13 protein-coding genes are annotated in these 21,378 nt (G+C 32.8%); 10 read left to right on the forward strand and 3 right to left on the reverse strand.

Annotated elements, in window-relative coordinates; all coding sequences use genetic code 11:
* Positions 1 to 9 precede the first annotated feature (9 nt).
* Positions 10 to 2,640 (forward strand): glycosyltransferase, encoded by a 2,631-nt coding sequence (locus tag FO441_RS00940; protein ID WP_145284472.1) that lies wholly within the window; start codon positions 10 to 12, stop codon positions 2,638 to 2,640.
* A gap of 31 nt (positions 2,641 to 2,671) precedes the next feature.
* Here the strand turns inward: FO441_RS00940 and FO441_RS00945 are convergent, their stop codons facing one another.
* Positions 2,672 to 3,886, reverse strand: coding sequence for a hypothetical protein (locus FO441_RS00945; protein ID WP_145284474.1), 1,215 nt, complete (start codon positions 3,884 to 3,886; stop codon positions 2,672 to 2,674).
* A gap of 282 nt (positions 3,887 to 4,168) precedes the next feature.
* Between FO441_RS00945 and FO441_RS00950 the strand changes: the two genes are divergently transcribed.
* The 4 genes from FO441_RS00950 (at position 4,169) to FO441_RS00965 (ending at position 10,395) form a co-directional block, all read left to right on the forward strand.
* On the forward strand, positions 4,169 to 5,422 hold the full coding sequence (locus tag FO441_RS00950; RefSeq protein WP_145284477.1) for a nucleotide sugar dehydrogenase: 1,254 nt from the start codon (positions 4,169 to 4,171) through the stop codon (positions 5,420 to 5,422).
* Between the two features lie 157 nt (positions 5,423 to 5,579).
* Positions 5,580 to 8,036 (forward strand): CgeB family protein, encoded by a 2,457-nt coding sequence (locus tag FO441_RS00955; RefSeq protein WP_186365435.1) that lies wholly within the window; start codon positions 5,580 to 5,582, stop codon positions 8,034 to 8,036.
* Between the two features lie 44 nt (positions 8,037 to 8,080).
* A complete protein-coding gene (locus FO441_RS00960; RefSeq protein WP_145284483.1) occupies positions 8,081 to 8,782 on the forward strand; it encodes a hypothetical protein in 702 nt (233 codons plus the stop codon).
* 56 nt (positions 8,783 to 8,838) lie between these two features.
* The gene (locus tag FO441_RS00965; RefSeq protein ID WP_145284486.1) at positions 8,839 to 10,395 is read left to right on the forward strand and encodes a hypothetical protein; all 1,557 of its coding nucleotides are present in this window, start codon (positions 8,839 to 8,841) and stop codon (positions 10,393 to 10,395) included.
* 206 nt (positions 10,396 to 10,601) lie between these two features.
* Here FO441_RS00965 and FO441_RS00970 read toward each other — a convergent pair whose 3' ends face one another.
* On the reverse strand, positions 10,602 to 12,080 hold the full coding sequence (locus FO441_RS00970) for a hypothetical protein (RefSeq protein ID WP_145284489.1): 1,479 nt from the start codon (positions 12,078 to 12,080) through the stop codon (positions 10,602 to 10,604).
* Between the two features lie 184 nt (positions 12,081 to 12,264).
* Between FO441_RS00970 and FO441_RS00975 the strand changes: the two genes are divergently transcribed.
* From FO441_RS00975 to FO441_RS00995, 5 genes are all read left to right on the forward strand, one after another.
* Positions 12,265 to 14,109: a hypothetical protein gene (locus FO441_RS00975; RefSeq protein ID WP_145284492.1), complete on the forward strand. Its 1,845-nt coding sequence runs from the start codon at positions 12,265 to 12,267 to the stop codon at positions 14,107 to 14,109.
* Positions 14,110 to 14,132: 23 nt separating this feature from the next.
* Positions 14,133 to 15,731, forward strand: a complete 1,599-nt coding sequence (locus tag FO441_RS00980) for a heparinase II/III domain-containing protein (protein WP_145284495.1) — start codon at positions 14,133 to 14,135, stop codon at positions 15,729 to 15,731.
* A gap of 41 nt (positions 15,732 to 15,772) precedes the next feature.
* Positions 15,773 to 16,828 (forward strand): ATP-grasp domain-containing protein, encoded by a 1,056-nt coding sequence (locus tag FO441_RS00985; RefSeq protein ID WP_145284498.1) that lies wholly within the window; start codon positions 15,773 to 15,775, stop codon positions 16,826 to 16,828.
* A 355-nt stretch (positions 16,829 to 17,183) separates the two neighbouring features.
* Positions 17,184 to 18,848, forward strand: coding sequence for a heparinase II/III family protein (locus FO441_RS00990; RefSeq protein WP_145284501.1), 1,665 nt, complete (start codon positions 17,184 to 17,186; stop codon positions 18,846 to 18,848).
* Between the two features lie 11 nt (positions 18,849 to 18,859).
* On the forward strand, positions 18,860 to 20,092 hold the full coding sequence (locus FO441_RS00995; RefSeq protein WP_145284504.1) for a hypothetical protein: 1,233 nt from the start codon (positions 18,860 to 18,862) through the stop codon (positions 20,090 to 20,092).
* Positions 20,093 to 20,114: 22 nt separating this feature from the next.
* Here the strand turns inward: FO441_RS00995 and FO441_RS01000 are convergent, their stop codons facing one another.
* Positions 20,115 to 21,224: a glycosyltransferase family 4 protein gene (locus tag FO441_RS01000; RefSeq protein ID WP_145284507.1), complete on the reverse strand. Its 1,110-nt coding sequence runs from the start codon at positions 21,222 to 21,224 to the stop codon at positions 20,115 to 20,117.
* Positions 21,225 to 21,378 lie beyond the last annotated feature (154 nt).

Here is a 21,378-nt window from a genome sequence, read left to right on the forward strand (position 1 = left end):
GTATATATAATGTCAAAAGAAAATGAAACAATACTTCCTAATGTCAAAATGTCGAGTAATTACCTACTTGGTTTGTACCACATGGCAAAACATCATGATCTTGATACATATGATAACCTCTTTGAAAAAGATGTAAGTGCCGCAGACAAATACCATGATCTCTCCATCAGTGAATATTACAACCTATTCAATAAAAAAGGGCATCCGAATCTCGTTAACGAGTTGGAACAGCTTTCAGAACATGTAAACCATTCCAACGGTTCTCGCATCTATAAGAAGCTTGATTTGAATATTGGTATTATTTGTGATGAATTTCTCTATCAGTCATATAAAGATGTTGTCAATCTGAAATACGTTGGAAGGCAGTGGGAGGAAAAGGATCATGAGTATGACTTTGTCATTATTGCATCTACATGGAAAGGAATTGATGGCAGCTGGCAAGGCATATCAAAGGAAAAAACGGAAGAGAGATACCAACTCTATGAACTGATAAGATACCTGAGAGATAGAAATATACCAACTCTTTTCTATTCCAAAGAAGACCCTGTGAATTATGATGTGTTTATCGGCATCGCAAAAGAATGTGATTATGTATTCACATCTGCAGAAGAAATGATTCCAAAGTATAAAGAAGCAGTAGGGCATAAGAATGTCCACAAGTTGGAATTTGGTATTAACCCGCATTATCATAATCCAATAGGAACTGATCACCCAGCATTCAAGAAGTTTAGAGATGAAGTCATTTTTGCTGGAAGCTGGATGGTCAAGTATCCAATTAGAAATAAAGAAACCGCCATGGCATTCGAAGGTGTTAAAAAAGCAGGAAGAGATTTAAAAATTTTTGATAGGAACTTGAAGTTGGAAAACAAGCGCTATCACTTTCCGCCAAAGTATATAGAAAATCTCTCTTATCCGCTAACACATGAACTTCTTATGAAAACACATAAGATGTTCAAATACGCTATTAATGTAAATTCCGTAAAATACTCAAACACCATGTTTGCGAATAGAGTATATGAATTGCAAGCTTTCGGAAACATCCTTCTATCCAATTTCTCAATAGGCGTCAATTCCAAGTTTCCTAATGTATTTATATTTAATCATAAGACCGACTTGCCTCATTTCCTAAATCATACTGATGACAAGACATTGAGAGAAATTTCGGCCGCAGGCATCAGGCAGACAATGAACTATGAAACTACGTATCACCGTATTCAATACTTGAATCAAATACTTGGCAAAGGAAGTGTAATGGACGAAATATCTGTTCTTGTCATTGTAAACGAAGATAGTGAAATGGCCAGAGAAATGTTCAACCACCAATCGTATAGGAATAAGAAACTGATTCCTCGAGATAATATTGACGAAGTTGACCTCAACTCATACAGGTTTATTGCGTATTTTGACACTACCAAGTACTACTATGAGGAATATTACCTTGAAGAACTTGTAAGTGGGTTTAAATACGCTGATGTGGATTATGTGAGTAAGAATGGAGAGGACGAAAAATACAATTTCACCTCCAATTATCCAGGCCTCGACAGATCAATGGTAGATGGTGCAAAAATTCAAAGTTCTGGTGAGCAGATTAACAATATTTTAAATGTAGTACCTGGAAACTTCAATGGACTGAATATTGATGATACAGAAATAGTATCCATTAAAGGTACTAATACAGTGAAAGCTTCAAATGAATTCAAAATGAGCATAGTTATCCCCATCCATAACAATGGTAGGTATCTGGAGAGCAAATGTTTCAGAAGCCTGCAGCGTTCTTCTGTATTCGAGCATATGGAAATTGTATTCGTCAATGATGGTTCTACAGATCAGGAAACTATTGATATCATAAACCGACTGAGAAGAAGGAATCCTGATATATTGTATTACGAATTTGAAAATCCTTCTGGTAGTGCATCGACACCAAGGAATAAGGGTGTTGAAATTGCTACAACAGAATACATCTCCTTCCTGGATCCTGATAACGAAGCAACTGGAGATGGATATGCCTCACTACTTAATACAATTGAAGCGGATGATAGCTTGGATATGGTAGTGGGGAACATGGTCAAAGAAGACCAAAATGAAAGAAGCATATTTGATTACTATAAAGTGGTAAAGCTTTACAACTATAAAAAGGATATTATTGAAGATGCCAAAGGCTTTTTGAAACGCTCTTTCCTAAAAGCACAAAGCATACAAGCTTTAGTCGTAAGAAAAGATATTATCATAGACAATAATATTAAAATGGTTGAAGGTGCAATTGGACAGGATACAATCTATTACCAGGAACTGCTTATAAACTCATCGAAAGTAAAAGCAATTGATGAAGTGGTTCATATGTACTATGGTGCCGTGGCAGATTCTGTCACTAATGTAATCAGCATTTCATTTTTTGAGAAGTATATGAAACTTGAAAGATACAGAATTGATTTCCTAAAATCTAATGATTTGCTCGACGAGTACATTGAGAATCGTTTTGAATACTATATGCTGAATTGGTATCTGCCAAGACTCAAAAGAATGCAAGGAGAGAATAGGTCAGCAGCAGCAGAAAAGCTGATGGATATCTATAAGCTCTATGAACCATACCTGGGGACTGATTACGAACTGATTGAAACCCAAATTAAACAATATTTGTAAGTAATATAAGCTGAAAACCCTGAAAGCTGGATTATACATCAGCTTCAGGGTTTTCAATTAAATGGTACAGGTATTTTACAAGAGGTTCATCTTGACTCTGTCCAGTAAACTTATCCATGATAACTTTAAAAGAGATGCTATCTAAATCATTTGCCATTACCAGGACTTGGTCGGTAATCTGACTTGAATAGAGTATATCTTGCTGCTCAACTTCCGCTTCCAAATAGACAGGGATATTATTATAACCCTCAGGATACTTATATGGATTGCCAATTAGTCCAAGAATATCATAATGATAGCATAAGATATCTATCTTCCAGTCATTATTTTTTTCAGGTAATTCGATGTAATTGAATTTCTGCAGCTGATCTATTTTGCCTGGCCAGTCATAAGTACTGGAAAACCTGGGTTCAACATTGCTATTTACAGGGTTGACCCTGATTCTGTACTTTCCAGGTTGTTCGAATGTAAATCCAAAAGTCCTTGAAGTTGTTGGTGCAGATGAGAATATCGGTTTACCATCTTTGTATATATCGTAAATATATTCTCTCGACTCAATATAGTTTATAAAGACGGATAAGTGATCATCGCTATGAATTTCATCAAATAATAGCTGATCGTTATAGTTATTTGATGCCAGCTTTCTAATCATGTTATTTATATCATTGTAGTATTCAAGTGGTGCATCAAACAAGTTTCTATTTTCAGGTAGTTCGGGTAGTGTAATTGCTAGCAAATTATCCAATTTGTTCTGCAATAATGTATAAAGTGAATCAAGGAATTCCTGGTCCTCTTTTGAATGAACTGAAACTTTTAATAATATTACTTTTTCATAGTTGCCAAGCAGATTGACCAGTTTATCCAAGTATAACTTAAGATTTCTGAACTTCTGTATCCTCGCAAGGTTCCAATACTCAGGAGGCTGTGAAAGTAAAGATACCGAAGAAACGTTGTAGAATGAGCCGTTGATTTCGCATATATCATTCAATTCACTTGTCAGATCGATCATCATATTTTGAGCTGGATCATTTTCCAATTTTTTAACGTGAGTTTTATTCAAATCTCTATATGCATTAGTGATTTCTGCCAGATCATCCGTATTCAATTCAGCCATCTCTATATTGAATGGTTTGGAGAACAAAGAATTGATACTCTGATTTTCAATAATATGTTTTACTTTATAAGGAAAATTTTTAAAATCTGTAAGTTCTTTAGTAAGAGAACTGCCAATAATATCTATATCCACTGTGCACCTCTTAAATTTTTGGGTTAAATGATATAATCATTGTCACTCTATACTATATTAAGAAGCATCATGTGGCTAGTAGTTGCTGAAGATTAGACTACATTTTACTTGGATAGATGAGTATCTTATAATTGCAATTATTGCAAATAATTTTGTATCTGTATTGGAGCTCTGAATGTTACTGTAAACTTGATACCTTAGCATATTTAGGGGTTTTTAATGTAAACAGTTTTGGTATAATAGTAATCAGCAAATAATATTGAGAAAGCAAGGTGTCACGATTTGAAACTAACTACAATTGGTCTTGGGTATATCGGACTTCCAACCTCCATCATGTTCGCCAAACATGACGTACAAGTTCTTGGAGTGGATATTAAACAGGAAGCAGTAGATAGCCTGAACAATGGTCAGATCCATATCGAAGAACCAGGACTGCAGGAAGCTTTGGAAGAAGTGATTGAAAAAGGTACATTCAAGGCATCAACTACACCAGAAGAGGCAGATGCATATATCATCGCAGTACCTACACCAAACAAGGATGATGAATTTAAATCCTGCGATATTTCCATAGTGATGTCAGGTGTTAAAAGTATTGTACCACTTCTGAAAAAAGGGGATACGGTAATCGTAGAATCAACGATAGCTCCAAGAACAATGGATGATCACGTTGCACCTTATCTGGAAGAGCAGGGCTTCAAAATCGGTGAAGATATATTTGTGGTACACTGCCCAGAGCGTGTATTGCCAGGTCAAATCATGCATGAGTTAATCTACAATAATCGGATTGTAGGAGGTATGACACCTGCGTGTGTTGAGGCAGGTAAGAAAGTCTATGGTACTTTTGTTAAAGGCGAAATGATTGAGACAAATGCTAAAACGGCAGAAATGTCCAAACTCATGGAGAATACTTACCGTGATGTAAATATCGCACTTGCAAACGAATTGGCCAAGATCTGTAATGAGCTGGACATCAACGTTCATGAAGTGATTGAGATGGCTAACAAGCATCCACGTGTAAATCTTCATACTCCAGGGCCTGGTGTAGGCGGCCACTGCTTGGCAGTCGATCCATACTTTATCATTGCAGAAGCACCTGAGAAATCTCAACTTATCAAACTCGCACGTGATATTAATGTCTCCATGCCTCAGTATGTTGTGGACTATACGAAAGAGATTCTCAGCAAGATGGATAGCGATAAAGTCACTGTGTTCGGATTGACATATAAAGGGGATGTTGATGATATTCGTGAATCTCCAGCATTCGACATCTATGAACTTCTTAGAAAAGAAGAAGGACTTGAAGTCGTCGCATATGATCCTCATGTCAAACTCGACTGGGTAGAAAAAGATGTGAATAAAGCTGTTGAGGATAGCTCACTTGTGCTTGTACTGAGTGATCACAGTGAATTTAGAGATATGAACGATGCAGATTTTTCTACTATGAAAAACAAGTTCATTTTTGATACTAAAAATGTTATGAAGAATGACTTCAGTGAAGTAAAATATTATAATTATGGCAACATACAAAAACTTTAAAAATAAAGTTAAAAAGACAGTCTTATTATGACTGTCTTTTTACATAAGAACCAATATATATCTTCCATCTATTAGATTTAATTTAAGATAATTGTACTAATTACTTTCTAAAGCTGGTGAGAAAAATTAACAAGGTCATATTAAAAGGGTGGAAATTATGAATAATATGTCTAATAAACAAGTGATGAGAAAAATCCTTGAGAATACTGAAGAAGAAGTTGGAATGGCTAAAGCTGAACAAAATTCTGACTTATACTATTCATCTATTACTAAATTTGGAATTACTGATAAACTAAATAAAATAATAGACAATTTTGAAAGTCCAGATACAGTGAAGTCAGGATTATATAAGAAAAACAATATTAACATTGGTATAATATGTGATGAATTTTTGTTTTATTCATTAAAAGATACCGCGAACTTTTTTTATGTTCCATATACTGGTGATATTCAAGTAAATAAAACTTTTGATATTCTTTTAGTAGTTTCAAGTTGGAGAGGTCTAGATTACTCTTGGGACTATGTTGCAAACCCTAATGGTCAGAAGAGAAAAGCTTTAATAGAATTGGTTAGAAGCTATAAAGAGAATAACATTGTAACTGTATTTTACTCTAAAGAGGATCCGGTAAGCTATAACCAGTATTTATCTCTAGCAAAAGAATGTGATTTTATATTTACATCAGCAATTGAATCAGTCGATGATTATAAAAGAGATACACAAAATGAGAATGTAGATTATTTAGAATTTGGTGTCAATCCCTTATATCATAATCCTATAGGTAAAGACATGTCCAATGACTACTTGAATAAACAAATTACTTTTGCGGGCAGTTGGATGAAAAGATATCCAGAAAGAAATAGAGACGCTTTAGATATATTTGAAGGAGTAAATAAAACAAATTACGATCTATGTATTATTGATCGTCAGTATGAAAGAAAGATGGAAAGATATCATTTCCCCTCATATCTAATAAGAAACATTTCTGCAACATTACCTCATGAAAGGCTTATGAAGTTACATAAAGCGACTATGTGGGGCATCAATCTTAATTCTGTTAAAGATTCTTCTACTATGTTTGCAAATAGAGTCTATGAATTACAAGCGATGGGTAACATAATAATAAGTAACTTTAATAAAGGTGTCCATAGTAATTTTCCGCATATTCAATTTCCTAGCGATAGAAAAGATGTAGAGAAATTTCTGACAACGATAAGTTTTCAAGAACAGAAACGTTTGATAGCCAAAGGAATAAGTGATGTAATGCTCAACCACTCTGCATTTCACAGAGTAAAAAAAATGTTGGATAGTTTAGGTATGACAACTAGTTTAAAAAATGCTTCGGTATTAATCGTAGGTGATGGAGAAAATGCAAAGAAGTCTTATAACAGACAGAGTTATAAACATGTAAGTTACATTGATAGAAAAAAATTCAATGATATCACAGTAGATAACTCAAGATATGATTTTGTAGCTTTTTTTAATAATAATATTAGCTATCGAGAATACTATATTGAAAATTTACTTTCTACCTTCGCTTACACTAATGCAGATATCGTTTTCATGGGCGAAGACAAGTATCAGTATGTAACTAATGCGGAGTTTGATAAAAGCAAGTCTATGTTTAAATCAAGTTCATTGAATACCTATTTAGATTCGAGCTCTAGCTTAAGTTATTTTAATGTACCAGCTACAGAAATTAATGAAATAAATAATTATGAAGATATTGAGCCAGAGGGATTACTTACAATAATTATTAGGATGGATGGTGAGTATAAATATATTGAGGATAAACTACTCTTAAGTTTAAAGAATGCTGGATTAGATAAGCTTATCAAGGTGGTTTTACTTAATAATCAAGTTCTGGATAAACAGCAAAATATGATTTTAAATAGATTGCTTACTAGGTACAATAACTTGCATGTACATAGATTGGAAGAAGAAAGCATGAACTTAAATTCTGTTAATAATGTCCTCCTTGATAATATGGAAACAAAGTTTTTTACATTTATGAGTGAGCAGAATCAAATTCATATTGATAACTTCAAACGTTTATATAAATATTTAAAGGAAGACAATTGGTCGGATTTGGTATATGCAGAAAATGATAATAGTTCACAAGAGATAAGCTACCAATTAAATGATGATTTACTTTTCCTTAACACATCTATCGAAGGAATGATATTAAAAACTTCGTTTGTAAGAAACAATAATGTTAAATTCGACACAGATTTGGAAAATGATGATGAAATTTTCTTATTAAATATGAAAGAAAAAAGTCCAAAGACTTTCAAATTTGATAAAGGATATTATACTAATTTTAAATCACTTGGCACGCAAAGTACTAAATCAAATCTGGTAAAACTTCATATAGCATTTGAAAAAGAGAAAAAGCGTGTAGAGAAATTGCTAGTCATTGACTTAATTGATTTCTATGCCAACAATATATACCCAACAAGTTTTATGGAAGATTATATTAGCTATTTTAGAGAAACTGCAAAGGAAGATAAAGCAGAAGCATTTTGTCTAATTGAGAAAATACACCAAATATATAAACCATATTATAAGAGTGGAAATATTAAATATAATGAAATAAGTGATTTGCTTTTCCATTAATGTGCTTATCTGTTTTAAATGTTATTCTAATAAGGAGGTAAATAATGAAGGTTGATGTATATGGAAGCCGGTTATTACTAATAAATATGCTTAATCTTAGATTTGACTTAAATGTTGAAATAAATAATGCCTTTATAGGTACTACTATAGATAGTCAGGTAAAAAAAGCCGTAAGAGTTGATAACAGTAAACTTAATAGCTTTACAAGTAACTACGAACTCTTGGAAATCAAAACTGATTTCCATAAGAGGTTACGAAGGTTTCATAAATTTTCTAAAAGTAGCATTATTGTCTTAGATTTATTGCATGAAGGAAAACCTCTAATTAAGTTTGAAGAAGGAGTGTTGACTAAAAGAGCGGTTCTAAAAAGGTACGGTTATCAATGGAGCGATGGCAAAACCCTTTCATATGAAGAGAAAATTATAAATATCAATCAATATGTCGACATTCTTGTAGATTATCTATCTTCATATGAATTGATAATACTTAATCAGTCTAGATCTCCTAAATATGAATTAAATGACGATGGTAAAAGGACTTTAAAGAAAAACATAGAAGAAATTAACTTTTTGAATTTTTATACAGAAACTTTTGAAGACTTATTAAGTCAAAAATTGAAAAAAGTTTATATTATACCAGAATATAAATCTATCAGTGATTTGCACGATGGGTACTCAAAAGAAGAGGAATATCATGCTTTCCTGAATAAGCATATAATGCGAATATTTAATAGTGAAAAATGTTAAACCCACGGTAACGATGCGCTTTAAAAATAACTATTTATAGGTTAGGGTTGATTTGAGTGAATCCAAGTTTTCTAAAAGAACTTAAAGAGAACTATAAAAATATAGGTATTATCGCTAACTATCTAAGCAAACAATTTTTAGAAAAGGATTTTAATATTTTTCAGGTTCCCAACTCAAATTTTAGAGAATATATGGAAATTAACGAGATAGAGTTACTACTTATTGATAATGATATATATGAAAATGATCACATTTGGTTTGGCAAAGAGCTTGGTGGCTTTCTTGCTCATCTTAAATTACATGAAATCAAAGTGATTGTTATTAAAAATTCTCAAAAGAGTATACTTAATTTATTTTATGAATATCCTATTATAGAGATTGATATTGATCACAAAGAAAAAACTCAGAATTATAACAGTGTAACAATCCCTATTGCTCTAAATGAGCATAAATTCAATCCCATTAAATCCATAAAAAAAATAGACGTCATCTATTTAAATAAAGGTAAGCTAAGCAGAACAGAGAATATACAAAAATTTCATAGTGTTCTAAATCCCAAAAGAGAAGAAATAGTTTTTGATAATCTTTCACGTAAACTTCTATTGGAAATATTTGAAAAAATAAAACAATCCAAATGCTTGTATATTTACAACGCTCATCAATTTGATAAGGTTTTTTTAAAATACCTTGAGTTAATAGCTATATTACAAAATACTGTTGTATTCTACTTTGATAACAGAGTGTCAACGGAATTCTCATTTGTTGATGAGGAAGAAGCTATATTGAACTTTGTTACAATTATGAAAGAAGACGAATACTATATGGATAAAGCATTGTTACCATTACAAAGGAAAGTATTTATTAATAATACATTTATTCATTATAACTCATTATATGAATTGGCTTTAAAGACAGAAAGAGAAATAGAAGTAAGTGTAATTACGTCTACAAATCGAAAAAGTAATCTTAATGATTATATCAAGCGTCTAGTTTCACAAAATATTGTCAAACTACAAGTTATTCTTGTTACGCATGGTTTTAAACTTAGTAAACAAGAAAAAAGTAGTATATATAAAAAGGCAAAAGATATTGACCTGGAGATCCTTGAAGTGCCTAATCAAATGCCTTTAGGTTATTGCTTAAATAGTGCTATTGCAAGAACAAAATATCCATATGTAGCCAAAATGGATGATGACGATTACTATTACAGCAACTATTTAATAGACTCATGGATATCAGCTAAATATAGTAATGCTGACTTGGTGGGAAAGTTTTCTACTTATACATTTTTTGAGGGAAGTGGATTAGTAGTAAGTAGGCATAAAAACACTAGAAGAAAATATTATGATTTTGTAATGGGAGCTACATTCTTCTGCAAAAGCAGCACTATGAAAAAATATATGTTTTCCTTTTTACCTACTGGTGAAGATAGTGACTTTTTAAGAAGAATAAAAGAGGATAAAGCTGTGATTTATGCAGATCACCCCTATAATTTCTGTATATATAGATCTAACAATCTTGAATCACATACTTGGAAAATAACTGACTTAGAATTCATGAAAAATGCCAATATAGAATCACATCATGATCCGCAGACTTTTCTTTCTATTTAGCACCGGAAGTTTAAAATTTGTATCTTACTTACTATTATCTTACTTTGTCTTCTAAATATTAATGAATAAATATATTAATCTTAGATGCGAAAGATGTATATACAAATAATTTCTTCAATATCTGAACATGTAGATATTGAAGAAATCATAAAATAATTTAACTATGTTAAATATATAATTTCTTAATAGGCTGCTTTATATTATCGCTATTTAAGATTCAGAATGGTGTCCCTGAATTGTTCGTATAAATTCTTATTATTATTCAAGCCATAAAAATTTAACACAGGATAATTTCTATTTATAAGTTCATATTGAAAATATCTGCTTCTACGTTTTGGATAAGAATAAGATAGTGATAGATCAATTACTGCTCTATGATTAAAAGGGTTAATGGTATCACATACTATATCATGAGTATTAAGTATTTCTGTGTGCCAACGCCCCATTCTTAACTCCCAATATTGCATGTCTAAAATATGATAATCAAACAAATTCTGGTCATATTGGATTTCTGAAATATACTCATTAAACATCTCATCCAAAGTCTTTTCTTGATTGTGAGCACTCTCAGTTCTATGCTCATTTTTAAACACTTTTCTTGCGTTCTTTATATTACTATTTTGATAGTCCTTTTTAAAATAAAAGGTCTCCCCTATTTCCATCAAGTTACCTCTGATGTGTTTGAGATTATCTGTTGGATACATATCGCGCAGGTAAGGTATTAAAAATGCTGAGTGTCTTCCTATAGTATTCTTGATTAAAGCTTGTTCTTCAGCGGTAGTAAGATGCTTATTATCGTCTTTGTAAAAAAAGAATGTATGATTTATCGGAATGTCTTTTAGTATTGTTTTTACAATATTGTAATCCATACTCAACGTACTTGATGTGAAAGTACTGTTATCTGTTCCGTCTGTGGTAGCATAAGTAAAGTAATGTATTCTATCCATATAGCTTCTCGTAAGAGCTAGGAATACTCTACTATCCCCACCTCCTGTAAGAGATAGGATAAAGTTAGTGTCTTCTGAAAAGAAGTAATCTAGTTGACCTTTTAAAAAATGCTCAAGAAGTTCAAGTTTCTTCTCTTCTGATAATTCGGAATATTTATTGTTTTTCCTGGGGAAAAATCGCTTATGCTTTTTACTATAAAAATTAAAATAATGATTAGGAATAAGGCTCTTTATACCCTTAAAAGGGGTGTTTAATAATGCATTTGTAGCTGAAGGCAGTGTACTAAAAAAATCTACCCGATCGAACTTGAATATATCTTGTAATATAAATGCATGGGACGCAACAATATTTTTTTTGGTAGTATAGTAGGTAGATCTAGTGTTTGTAGCATCGGGATAGATATTAACAGTTTCACGATTACCCACAATGACTACAAAGCGTCCACCTATAAAATCTAATGTATCCAGGAACTCATCATAATTTTTCTCATAACTTATTAATAAATGATTAAGCAATACTTGTTTGCTCATTTCACTATTTATACCAACATGTACAAAATCGCCATGAATAATAATAAAGTAATCTTGTTTTTCAAGAATATTTGTAGTCATACTTTCATCATAGTAATAATAGTATTTCTCCAATAGCATAATATAGTCGTAATTTTCAGGGACAGTTTCTATAACCTCGTCGGAAAAGATGTATCCGAATGGATAAATTGGTGGTTTTGAGAGCATTTTAACTACTCCTTATAAGATTATATATAAGATACTAACACTTATGACTAATGATTGCTATCTTCCTAAAATATCCTATATATTTGATATAATAGTCTTGCAATTTCTATATGAATATTAAGTTTATAGATTAATTCTACAGTTTTAAAAATGTGCTAAACAAATTGACAAGTGAGGAAAGTTTATGGAATTAGATAGAAAAACTTATAAGGCTTTTGTTATCTCTTCACAAATACAACAACTTAATGGTTTTGGCAAATACAAATTCGGGAAGGTAAATTTTTTTGTTTCCTCAGACTATAACTACCATATGGTACAGAAAGACAATATTACAATATTCTTATTAGGTTATTGTTTTGATATTAATGACTCAAATATTTTTGACTATAAGGTTATAGAAAATATGACTGAATTAGATGGCAAAAATGATTGGTATGACTATATGAATTATCTTAATGGTAGATATATCATAATTATTTTTACTAGCAATGAATTATTGATTTATCCTGATGCAACAAGTATGAAACCTATATTTTATAATAAAACACATAAAATTGTTTCAAGTCACGAATATATTATAAAGGAGGCTTTATCTCAACATTATAATGAAAAAATCGAGACTTCTTCTTATGTTAGGAAAAATGCGATGGATTGGACAGACACAGAGGGTATTTACAAGCTTAATCCCTCTATTGAGCTGGAGTACCATGCATTCAAAATGAAGAGAATTTTTCCTCGAACTAATAAAAGTATAAAACCTGTAGCAGATGTCGTACAAACAATGCAACCATACTTAGAAGAAACAATAAAATGGCTTTCATTGCAACCAAATAAGAAGGTCAGTATAACAGGTGGGGTCGATTCAAGGATAAGTTTAGCCATCTTGAAACCTTTGGTATACGATATGGAATTTTTTACGTACATAAAGCAGCAAAAGAGCATTAAATCCGAGTCTATGTTAAACGCTTATCAAAAAGATAGAGAGATCACTTCAAATATCGCTCATAACCTCAACCTCAAACATAAAGAGTATATTATACCTACAAATGATGAAATCGAACAGTTGCATTATATTAGAACTTTTAAAGAGACCATGTCTTCCCAGCATTCTTATCAACTAAGTTATTTGTTGAATAGAACAAGTGAATTTGACGGTGCATTACATATAAAATCTACAGTTCAATCTATAGGTAAATCATCGTTTCCTACAAAGCTTTATAGTGCTAATAATATGGAAAATTTACTATCTGGAATAAAAAAATGGGTTCCGGAAGAATTTAAGAAGAAGCAGAATTATAGTAAGTATTTTGATGAAATAAGCGACTACCTGAAAAGGGTTGATTTAAACCAGAATACTTCGAAGAATTATCACTTATTAGATCTCGTTTTTCTGGAGTCAAGGTTAGGGAATTTCCAAAGCAATATTACTCAGGAAACGGACAACACAATGGAAGTATTTAATTTATTCAATTCTCGAAAATTGATTGAATTATTGTTATCTGTACCACTTGAAGATAGACAAAACCAGAGCGTGGGCAAGTATCTAATATCGTCATATTGGCCAGTATTGAATTATTTCCCTTTAAACTCTGCCCCAGGACTTGAAGAAAAATATTATCTTCTTAAAAGAGGAGGTAGTAATCAAGTTGGCAAAAAAATGTTTGATCACTACAAAGTACTACCAGCCGACTCAAAAGGAGTCAAAATTTATCAGGAAAATAATATGTATGTGATAGAGCCTGAAGAATTACCACTAGATCCAAACAAGACATACAAGATAAAACTAATTAACTTCAGTGTGAAAAAAGTGTCTATCTCTATAAACTCGATGTACGAGAACGAAAAAGGTCGAGGAAACGTCAGTGTTGAAATCGATAAAGTGGAGAGGGATGTTTTGGATTTCTTCAACTCTAGACAATATGACCTACCTTCGGAAGAATACTTTGATATTGAAATCAAAGTGCATACAAGAAAAGAAAAAGCATCGTGGATAAAGGCAGCACGGCTCTATCTGGATTTTAATAATTAGGCCATTTCAAATAGGAGTTAGCCATGTCACAATATGATAAGAATGTAAAGATATCCAAAGAAAGAATAGATTCATATTTAAAGGGGGCTTTAACGGTAAAATATAACCTGGACACTATAGATGTAACTGATGGAATTGACTGGGACTATGTCCATTCTCATAATTCAAATACTTATCAGACGTATCTGCACAGTTTAAATATTTTAAAGGACTTTACAAGACTTTGTAGCACTGGGGTAAACAATTATACGCAATATGGAAAAGCCTTGATAGAAAACTGGATTGAGAATAATAAAGAAGAAAACAGTCTGAACCACGCCTGGAATGAGCATGCAGTGTCATCCAGAATCATAAATATTATAGATTTTCAAGAAAGCCATCAGAGCGAAGGTCTTGAAAGAAATATGTTCAATGATATGTTGCTTGCACACTGTAAATACCTGAATGATGAAAAGAACTATAAACTAAATAACCATGGACTGATGATGGATAATGCTTTGTTATACGCAAGTCGTCATTTACGCGATGAGAATTTGAAAACTGCATATGTCGATAAAGTTCTGTATAGAATTAAATATGCTTTATACAGAGATTTCTCAAGAAAAGGTGTACATCTGGAAAATTCTCCTGAGTACCATAGAGTGGCTCTTATACTACTAACCAATATAGAAAAGACGCTAGATAAGTTGGCTCTTTCTTTGGGTAAAGATGCAACTGCACTCCTAAAAAGAGCAAGATTATATAGAACTTATATCATGAAACCTGACTGTAGTTATCCTCTTATCGGCGACACAGGAACGATCCAAGAAAAGAATGTCACTAAAAACTATGCAGACTTTATAGATTATGATGCAGGTATAGCTATACTTCAAAATAAAAATAATGAAAAGCGAATTAATAGTGGATGGATGACTTTTAAATCTGGTTACCACAGTATGACGCATAAGCATAGGGACGATCTTTCTGTTACCTTGTACTTGGATGGACACGATGTTTTGATTGACTCGGGAAAATACAGCTATAAAAAGGATGATCCAATCAGGCAGTACCTTGTATCTCCTGATGCTCATAATACCGTTAGTGTCAGCGGAAAAGATTATCATCTGAGTAATCCCATGGAAGAGCAATTCGGGCTGAAAATCAGTAAATACATGAAAAAAGGGAAGCATAAAATTATATCAGGTGTAAATAAGCTTTATACTGATATAAACATCATCCGTCATTCTGTCTTTACTGAAGACAATATACTATTTATCATAGATCATGTTTCGGGCTCAGAGGTCGAAATATTCAAGCAGAATTTTCACTTTAATACTGAAGCGAATGTAGATAAAGTCGAAGATTTCGCATATGAAATACATATTGGGAACGATAAATATATATTGAAGTCCTTTATGTTAAACGAAGAAAGCAGTGGCACTGAATTATTAGAAGGCAAGGTTTCTAGAAGTTTTTCAAATTATGATAAAATCAATAAAGTGTCTTTTAGCAAGGTTACAAAGAAAGATGTTTTTATAACCGCTCTATACAACTGCAATAAAGGTTCCGTTACTAATGTGAATCTGAGTAATGGAGTGCTGAGTTACACCTATCTGAAGGAATACCGTAAAGTTCATGTATAAAAAAGTGAATATAAAAAAATTGACACCAATCAGGGGGGCTTATGGACTTTAATATTTTGAGGCAAGTTCTACAAAATGAACTGCTTGATATGAAAATCAATCATTATGATAAAGGTACGAGTGGAACGCTTGGCTTGGCTGAAAAGTATCTGAGTAATCTAGAATACTGTTCTTCCAAAAGGGTGGAAAAAGCTTCTATTGAGATGATTTATAGGAATAAGCCATTTGGTTTCTTACATGGACAGAGTCCCTCAACCAATACCACAAAAGCTATACGCACTGCCAACAATAAGTTGAAAACAGAAAAGATACTAGCTGATGGAAACATAAATACGACACGTTCTACAATATTCGAAATGGAAGAATACGAAAAGGCCAAGTCTATGGTCAATGAAAGTAAGCACCTTATGGTAATAAAGCCATATAACCTGAACGCAGGACGGGGTATCACATTGAATGTAGATCCTACCAACTTTGATTTTGCGTGGAAGCAAGCTTTGAAAGCATATGAGAAAACCACTCAAAAATTCAAAGTTCTGATACAACCTATGCTGCCTGGTATTGAAACAAGAATGCTGATAGTTGAAGGACATTTTAATTCAGCTATTTTAAGGGTTCCGAGCAATATTATAGGGGATGGGAAACTGAGCATTAAAGAGCTGATTGATGAGAAAAACAATATAAGGCGTGTAAATCCACATTTAAAACTCCTCCCCATTAAAATTAGTGAAACATTAGAATACAACCTTGAATTAAATGGAAATAATCTACACACAGTTCCAGAAAAAAACGAATTGATTTTTTTGCACTTCTCTTCCAATATATCTCTTGGAGGCGACAGTTATGAAGTTAGTCATCTGATAAACGACAGTATGAAAAAGTTGGCAGAAAAATCAGTAGCCGCTATTTCGGGATTATCTACTGCAGGAGTAGACATTCTATTCAGATCGTTTCATGATGAAGAGCCGGCAGTTTTGGAGATTAATCCAGGCGCAAACTTGAGAATGCATCACTATCCATGGAAAGGTACGCCAAAATCTCCTGTACATGATTTAATAGACAGCATGCTTTCGAGCTATAAAAGTGGATTGAAATAAATTAGTAGTGTATGTGTATTGTGGTATACAAAGATAATGTTTTAATATGAGTTGCCCCTTGAATCAGATGTTAACTTGATGATCAGGGGGCAAAATTGTATCTACCAATAGTAAATATTTAACTATATTGTTTAATTGAATTAGGCAAAGAAAATTAAAAAGCATAGATTGCTTTATTGGTACTTTTATTAATATAGTGAAGGTGAAAATTGAGATTCACTCTGAATTTACTCATATAAATAAAAACCTACTTTCAAAATCATTACTTTTCTGTCATTTCCGATATAATGATAGTAAATAATGGCTATGAACGATAATACTAAAATTAATAAAAAAAATTTTAAGGGAGCAAGGCATGGAGAATTTAAAAGAGAAAGATAAGCTGAAAAAGTATATAAGTGAAAGCCGAAAGAATAATAAAATTGCCAATTTGGCTCTAAAAAATAAATACATTTTTTTTGGAAATTTTGACGAAGTGATATTTTCAAACAAATTCAACTGGAATTATAAGCATCTGCATAGTCAAAATACATATCAAGTATATATGCATACTTTAAACATAGTAGGTTTTTTAACTAATAGCTTCTATGAAACAAGTAAAATAGAGTACATAAGTAAGGCACGTGACATTCTTAAAGATTGGATTGATTCTGAGGAGAATACTTATGATAGTACTAAAAATGCCAGCTGGAAAGATCATAGTGTGGCAAGCCGTGTAAAAAATATTATATTCTATCAGCTACTGGCACCGGATAATCTGAAACTTGAAAAGAGTACAATAGAAATTCAATTAAAACTTCATGGCGATTATTTAAGCGATAGAGAGCATTATTCTGAGAATAATCATGGGATGATGAGCGATGAAGCACTTCTTCTTATAAGTAACTTTATTGAATCTCCTGAGTTATCAGCACGATTCAAGGAGATTTCTGTTCTTAGAATGGAACGCATAATTTACAAGCTTTTTTCTTCCAAAGGTATGAATTTGGAAAATTCACCTGAATATCATAAGTTGACACAAATATTATCAAGAAAATTTATAAAATTGACAGAAATCATGGGAATAGAATTTGACCAAAAATGCAAAGATATCATAGCGAACAGTCTAAAAATAGACAGTTTGATTATCAAGCCAAATAATACATATCCATTAATAGGGGATACGGGACTCAGAACACTCCATATTAAAAAAAGCTATGATAATTTTATAGATTATCAGGCAGGCTTGGCCATCATAAATACTTTAAACAAAGAGCAAGAAATCAACTCTTCATGGCTCTCTTTCAAGGCAGGTTATGTCAGCAAATCTCATAAACAGTTGGATGATCTATCTATTAATTATTATCACCAAGGAGAGGATATACTGGTTGACTCCGGTAAGTACAATTATGATAGAAAAGATCCGATGAAACAGTATGTAAGGTCTCCCATAGCGCATTCTACTTTTTTGTCCAAAGAAAAAATCTATGCATTAACTAATCCACTTGATGACATAGATTATCTGAGATTAGTGTTTATAAAAGAGACACCAGCATTCGTACATATGGCAGCAATTAACCATTTATATGAAAACATGAATGTATGGAGAGATATAATATATTTCGAATCAAAGGGCTTTATCGTCATAGACAGGTATTTGACTGATACAGCACGCTTGGTAGCTCAGAATTTCAACCTTCATGAAGAATTGACTGTTAAAAAAGGAGAAGGTAACGAATATAAGATATCTACACCTAATAATGTGAAACTCGTTTTGAAAGAGCACACACCTCGTACAGTTAATAGATACTACGGTCATAGCCATAAGGAAAGAGGATTCATTTCTAGAAAATTCGGTCAGTTTATAGAAACTCAACAAATAGAATTTATTAAAAAGTCATACAAAAACCAGTTTATTACTACATTGCATGAAGAGAAAGCAATTCACTTTGCGAACCTAGAACTAGTTGATGAAGTGCTTTCAATAGAAGTCAATGGCGAAAAGCATACAGTGTATTTACAAGCACAAAATCTCGTTTAGGAGTGTTATGAATGGATGAAAAAACATTGAGAAGAATCTATGAGAAATTCCAGACTCAAAATAGAAATGTATACTCTGAGAATATATCAGTAAATCTCATAGATATTACCAAGCGAGAACTGGAAAGACTCGGAATAAAATATAAAACCGTTGACTATAGAGGGAAAGAAAGACTAGACCTCTACGATGGAGATGAATTTCTTTATAGATATAACAGGAGCTTCTATCACAACAATAGCAAGTTGGGTTTTAAAATTGCCAACGACAAGTTGTTGACAGAAAGATTTATGAAATACAACAACATAGCTACAACCAATTCAAGACTTTTTTCTGAAAATGATTTCGATAAGGCATATAAATACGTTTTAGAAAGAAGTCGACCGATGGTTGTAAAACCACTTAATCTTATGGGAGGATTGGGTGTCCATTTGAATGTTACCGCTCTAAATTTCGAGTACGCTTGGAACCAATGTCGTAGTATACAGAAAGACAAAAAGGTAGAAGAACCTAGAATGATAGTTCAGGAACAGGTATCAGGATTTGAAGTAAGGATTAACATTACTGAAGGGAAAATCTATTCTTCGACACTACGCGTACCGTCACATGTAAAAGGGGATGGAAATCGTACGATAAAAGAACTTATAAATCTTAAGAATGCTGCGAGAAAAAAAGACCCTTTTCTTAAAAACAAACTAATTAAAATCAACAGCCATCTCGAAAATATTCTCAACCAGAAGGGTAGATCATTGGAATACGTTTTAGCAAACGAGGAGTTATGCGTCTTATATCCTCAATCCAATATGGTACAAGGTGGAGAAAATTATGAGGTTACAAATCTACTCAATCGGAATGTGCTCGAGCAAGCCAGAAATGCTGTCTTAGCTTTACCAGGTTTACATACAGCTGGAATAGACATCATGATAGATGATTTTAGTGACGAGTTAGGAACGGTTATTGAAGTTAATAAGGCACCAGAGTTTTTAATGACCTACTATCCTATAATTGGAGAGCCAAGAAATCCTTTATATAGTATTTTTAATAGTTTTTTTATTGAAAGTAGAGTTTTACGAGACAAAATATCGGCAAGCAATGTAAGTTCAGATGATTTGGAGGTCATCAAAGAACGGTACAGATTTCTCTATGAGAAACAGAAGTCCCAGGAAAATAGCATCCGTTCTTTATTGGAAGAAAACGAAGAATTGAAGAACAAGTTAGACCAATTTGGGAATGTTGATGAATTATAGATTAATGTATAAGAGATAGTATTCAATCATATCCCAAAGTTTTTTTGACTTCTTCTGCTTTTAAAATGATTTTATAAAGATCAAATAACTCCTGGTTGATCTTATCAGCATCAAAGAACTGTAAAGCAATCTTGCGTGAAAATTCGCCTAGTGTTCTGATTCTTTCGGGAGCTTCCAACAGGTGATCCAGATCGTTTTCAACATGGCCAATTTCATAGTTTAGAAACCTTTGTCCAGCGCCGCCGAAATTATTATGGACACCTTTCTGCCAGTTATCATTTTTGATCAGACCAACATAGTTTTTGCTGCCCACAGAAATGACTGGTTTACCACATGCCATTCCTTCGATGGCTGATCTCCCTGGCGCAATAATGATATCGCAGTCGAGGTATGCTTTCTCCAAGGCCTTATCAACGAGCCAGCCTTTAAATATGATTTCATGGTTACTATTTTTCAACAAGCTTGTACAAAGTTCCACAAATTCGTCTTTCAGGGTGCCGTCACCAATGATATGTATGTTCAACTTGAATCTTGTATTCTTTCTTAAGTGATTGACCGCGAGAAGCATTATATCCATGATGAATTGCTTATCCTGGTCAAGTCGTGTAATCAATCCGATGTTGAGTTCGCTCGAGTCATTTGTGTGGAATATTGGTTGATTGAATCGTTCTGTATCATAGCCATTAGGCATCACATAATACCTCTCATGGTATTTGCTGATGCTATTTTGAAGATAGCCTTTAACACCTTCTGAAACAGTGATAACTGCACTCAGGTGGCGTATATGTTTTCTTAATTCATCTGCCCACATACCATGGTAGGTTTCGACCATCGGAATTTCATATTTTCTGCCGTACTTCAGAGCGGCATGTTTTGAGCGCCCAGGATGGAAGTGGATCAGGTCAAAATTGACACTGGTATTTTCTATACTCTCCAGAGTCTCTTCGACACTGGAGAAGTCGGTTGGTATCGTGTTGATTCCATGGCTTTCCAGACGTTCCTGCAGAAGTCCGGGTTTTGAAACCACATGTACTTCACACCCATGTTTTTTCATATATAGGGCAGAGGCATATACGTTTTCATGTAATCCGCCCATCGGTGCATTAAAAAAGACAATGTATAGAAGTTTCATAATATCCCCCTTGAATGATTTTGTTGCTTTGTTCTATTAAACTATAAAAACTAAGGTGGATAAAGAAAATCGATTTTTCTTAATCTCCCCCATACCATTATAGTTCCAAACAAAGCGCACTCTGACGTCCATACGACATCAGAGTGCGCTTCAT

Source organism: Salinicoccus cyprini, assembly GCF_007713705.1.
GTDB lineage: Bacteria > Bacillota > Bacilli > Staphylococcales > Salinicoccaceae > Salinicoccus > Salinicoccus cyprini.

What these genes read in the sequence shown, in the direction of transcription:
- FO441_RS00940 (WP_145284472.1), top strand. Translation starts at nt 10, where the DNA reads ATGTCAAAAGAAAATGAAACAATACTTCCTAATGTCAAAATGTCGAGT.
- FO441_RS00955 (WP_186365435.1), top strand. Translation starts at nt 5,580, where the DNA reads ATGAATAATATGTCTAATAAACAAGTGATGAGAAAAATCCTTGAGAAT.
- FO441_RS00960 (WP_145284483.1), top strand. Translation starts at nt 8,081, where the DNA reads ATGAAGGTTGATGTATATGGAAGCCGGTTATTACTAATAAATATGCTT.
- FO441_RS00970 (WP_145284489.1), bottom strand. Translation starts at nt 12,080, where the DNA reads ATGCTCTCAAAACCACCAATTTATCCATTCGGATACATCTTTTCCGAC.
- FO441_RS00975 (WP_145284492.1), top strand. Translation starts at nt 12,265, where the DNA reads ATGGAATTAGATAGAAAAACTTATAAGGCTTTTGTTATCTCTTCACAA.
- FO441_RS00980 (WP_145284495.1), top strand. Translation starts at nt 14,133, where the DNA reads ATGTCACAATATGATAAGAATGTAAAGATATCCAAAGAAAGAATAGAT.
- FO441_RS00985 (WP_145284498.1), top strand. Translation starts at nt 15,773, where the DNA reads ATGGACTTTAATATTTTGAGGCAAGTTCTACAAAATGAACTGCTTGAT.
- FO441_RS00990 (WP_145284501.1), top strand. Translation starts at nt 17,184, where the DNA reads ATGGAGAATTTAAAAGAGAAAGATAAGCTGAAAAAGTATATAAGTGAA.
- FO441_RS00995 (WP_145284504.1), top strand. Translation starts at nt 18,860, where the DNA reads ATGGATGAAAAAACATTGAGAAGAATCTATGAGAAATTCCAGACTCAA.
- FO441_RS01000 (WP_145284507.1), bottom strand. Translation starts at nt 21,224, where the DNA reads ATGAAACTTCTATACATTGTCTTTTTTAATGCACCGATGGGCGGATTA.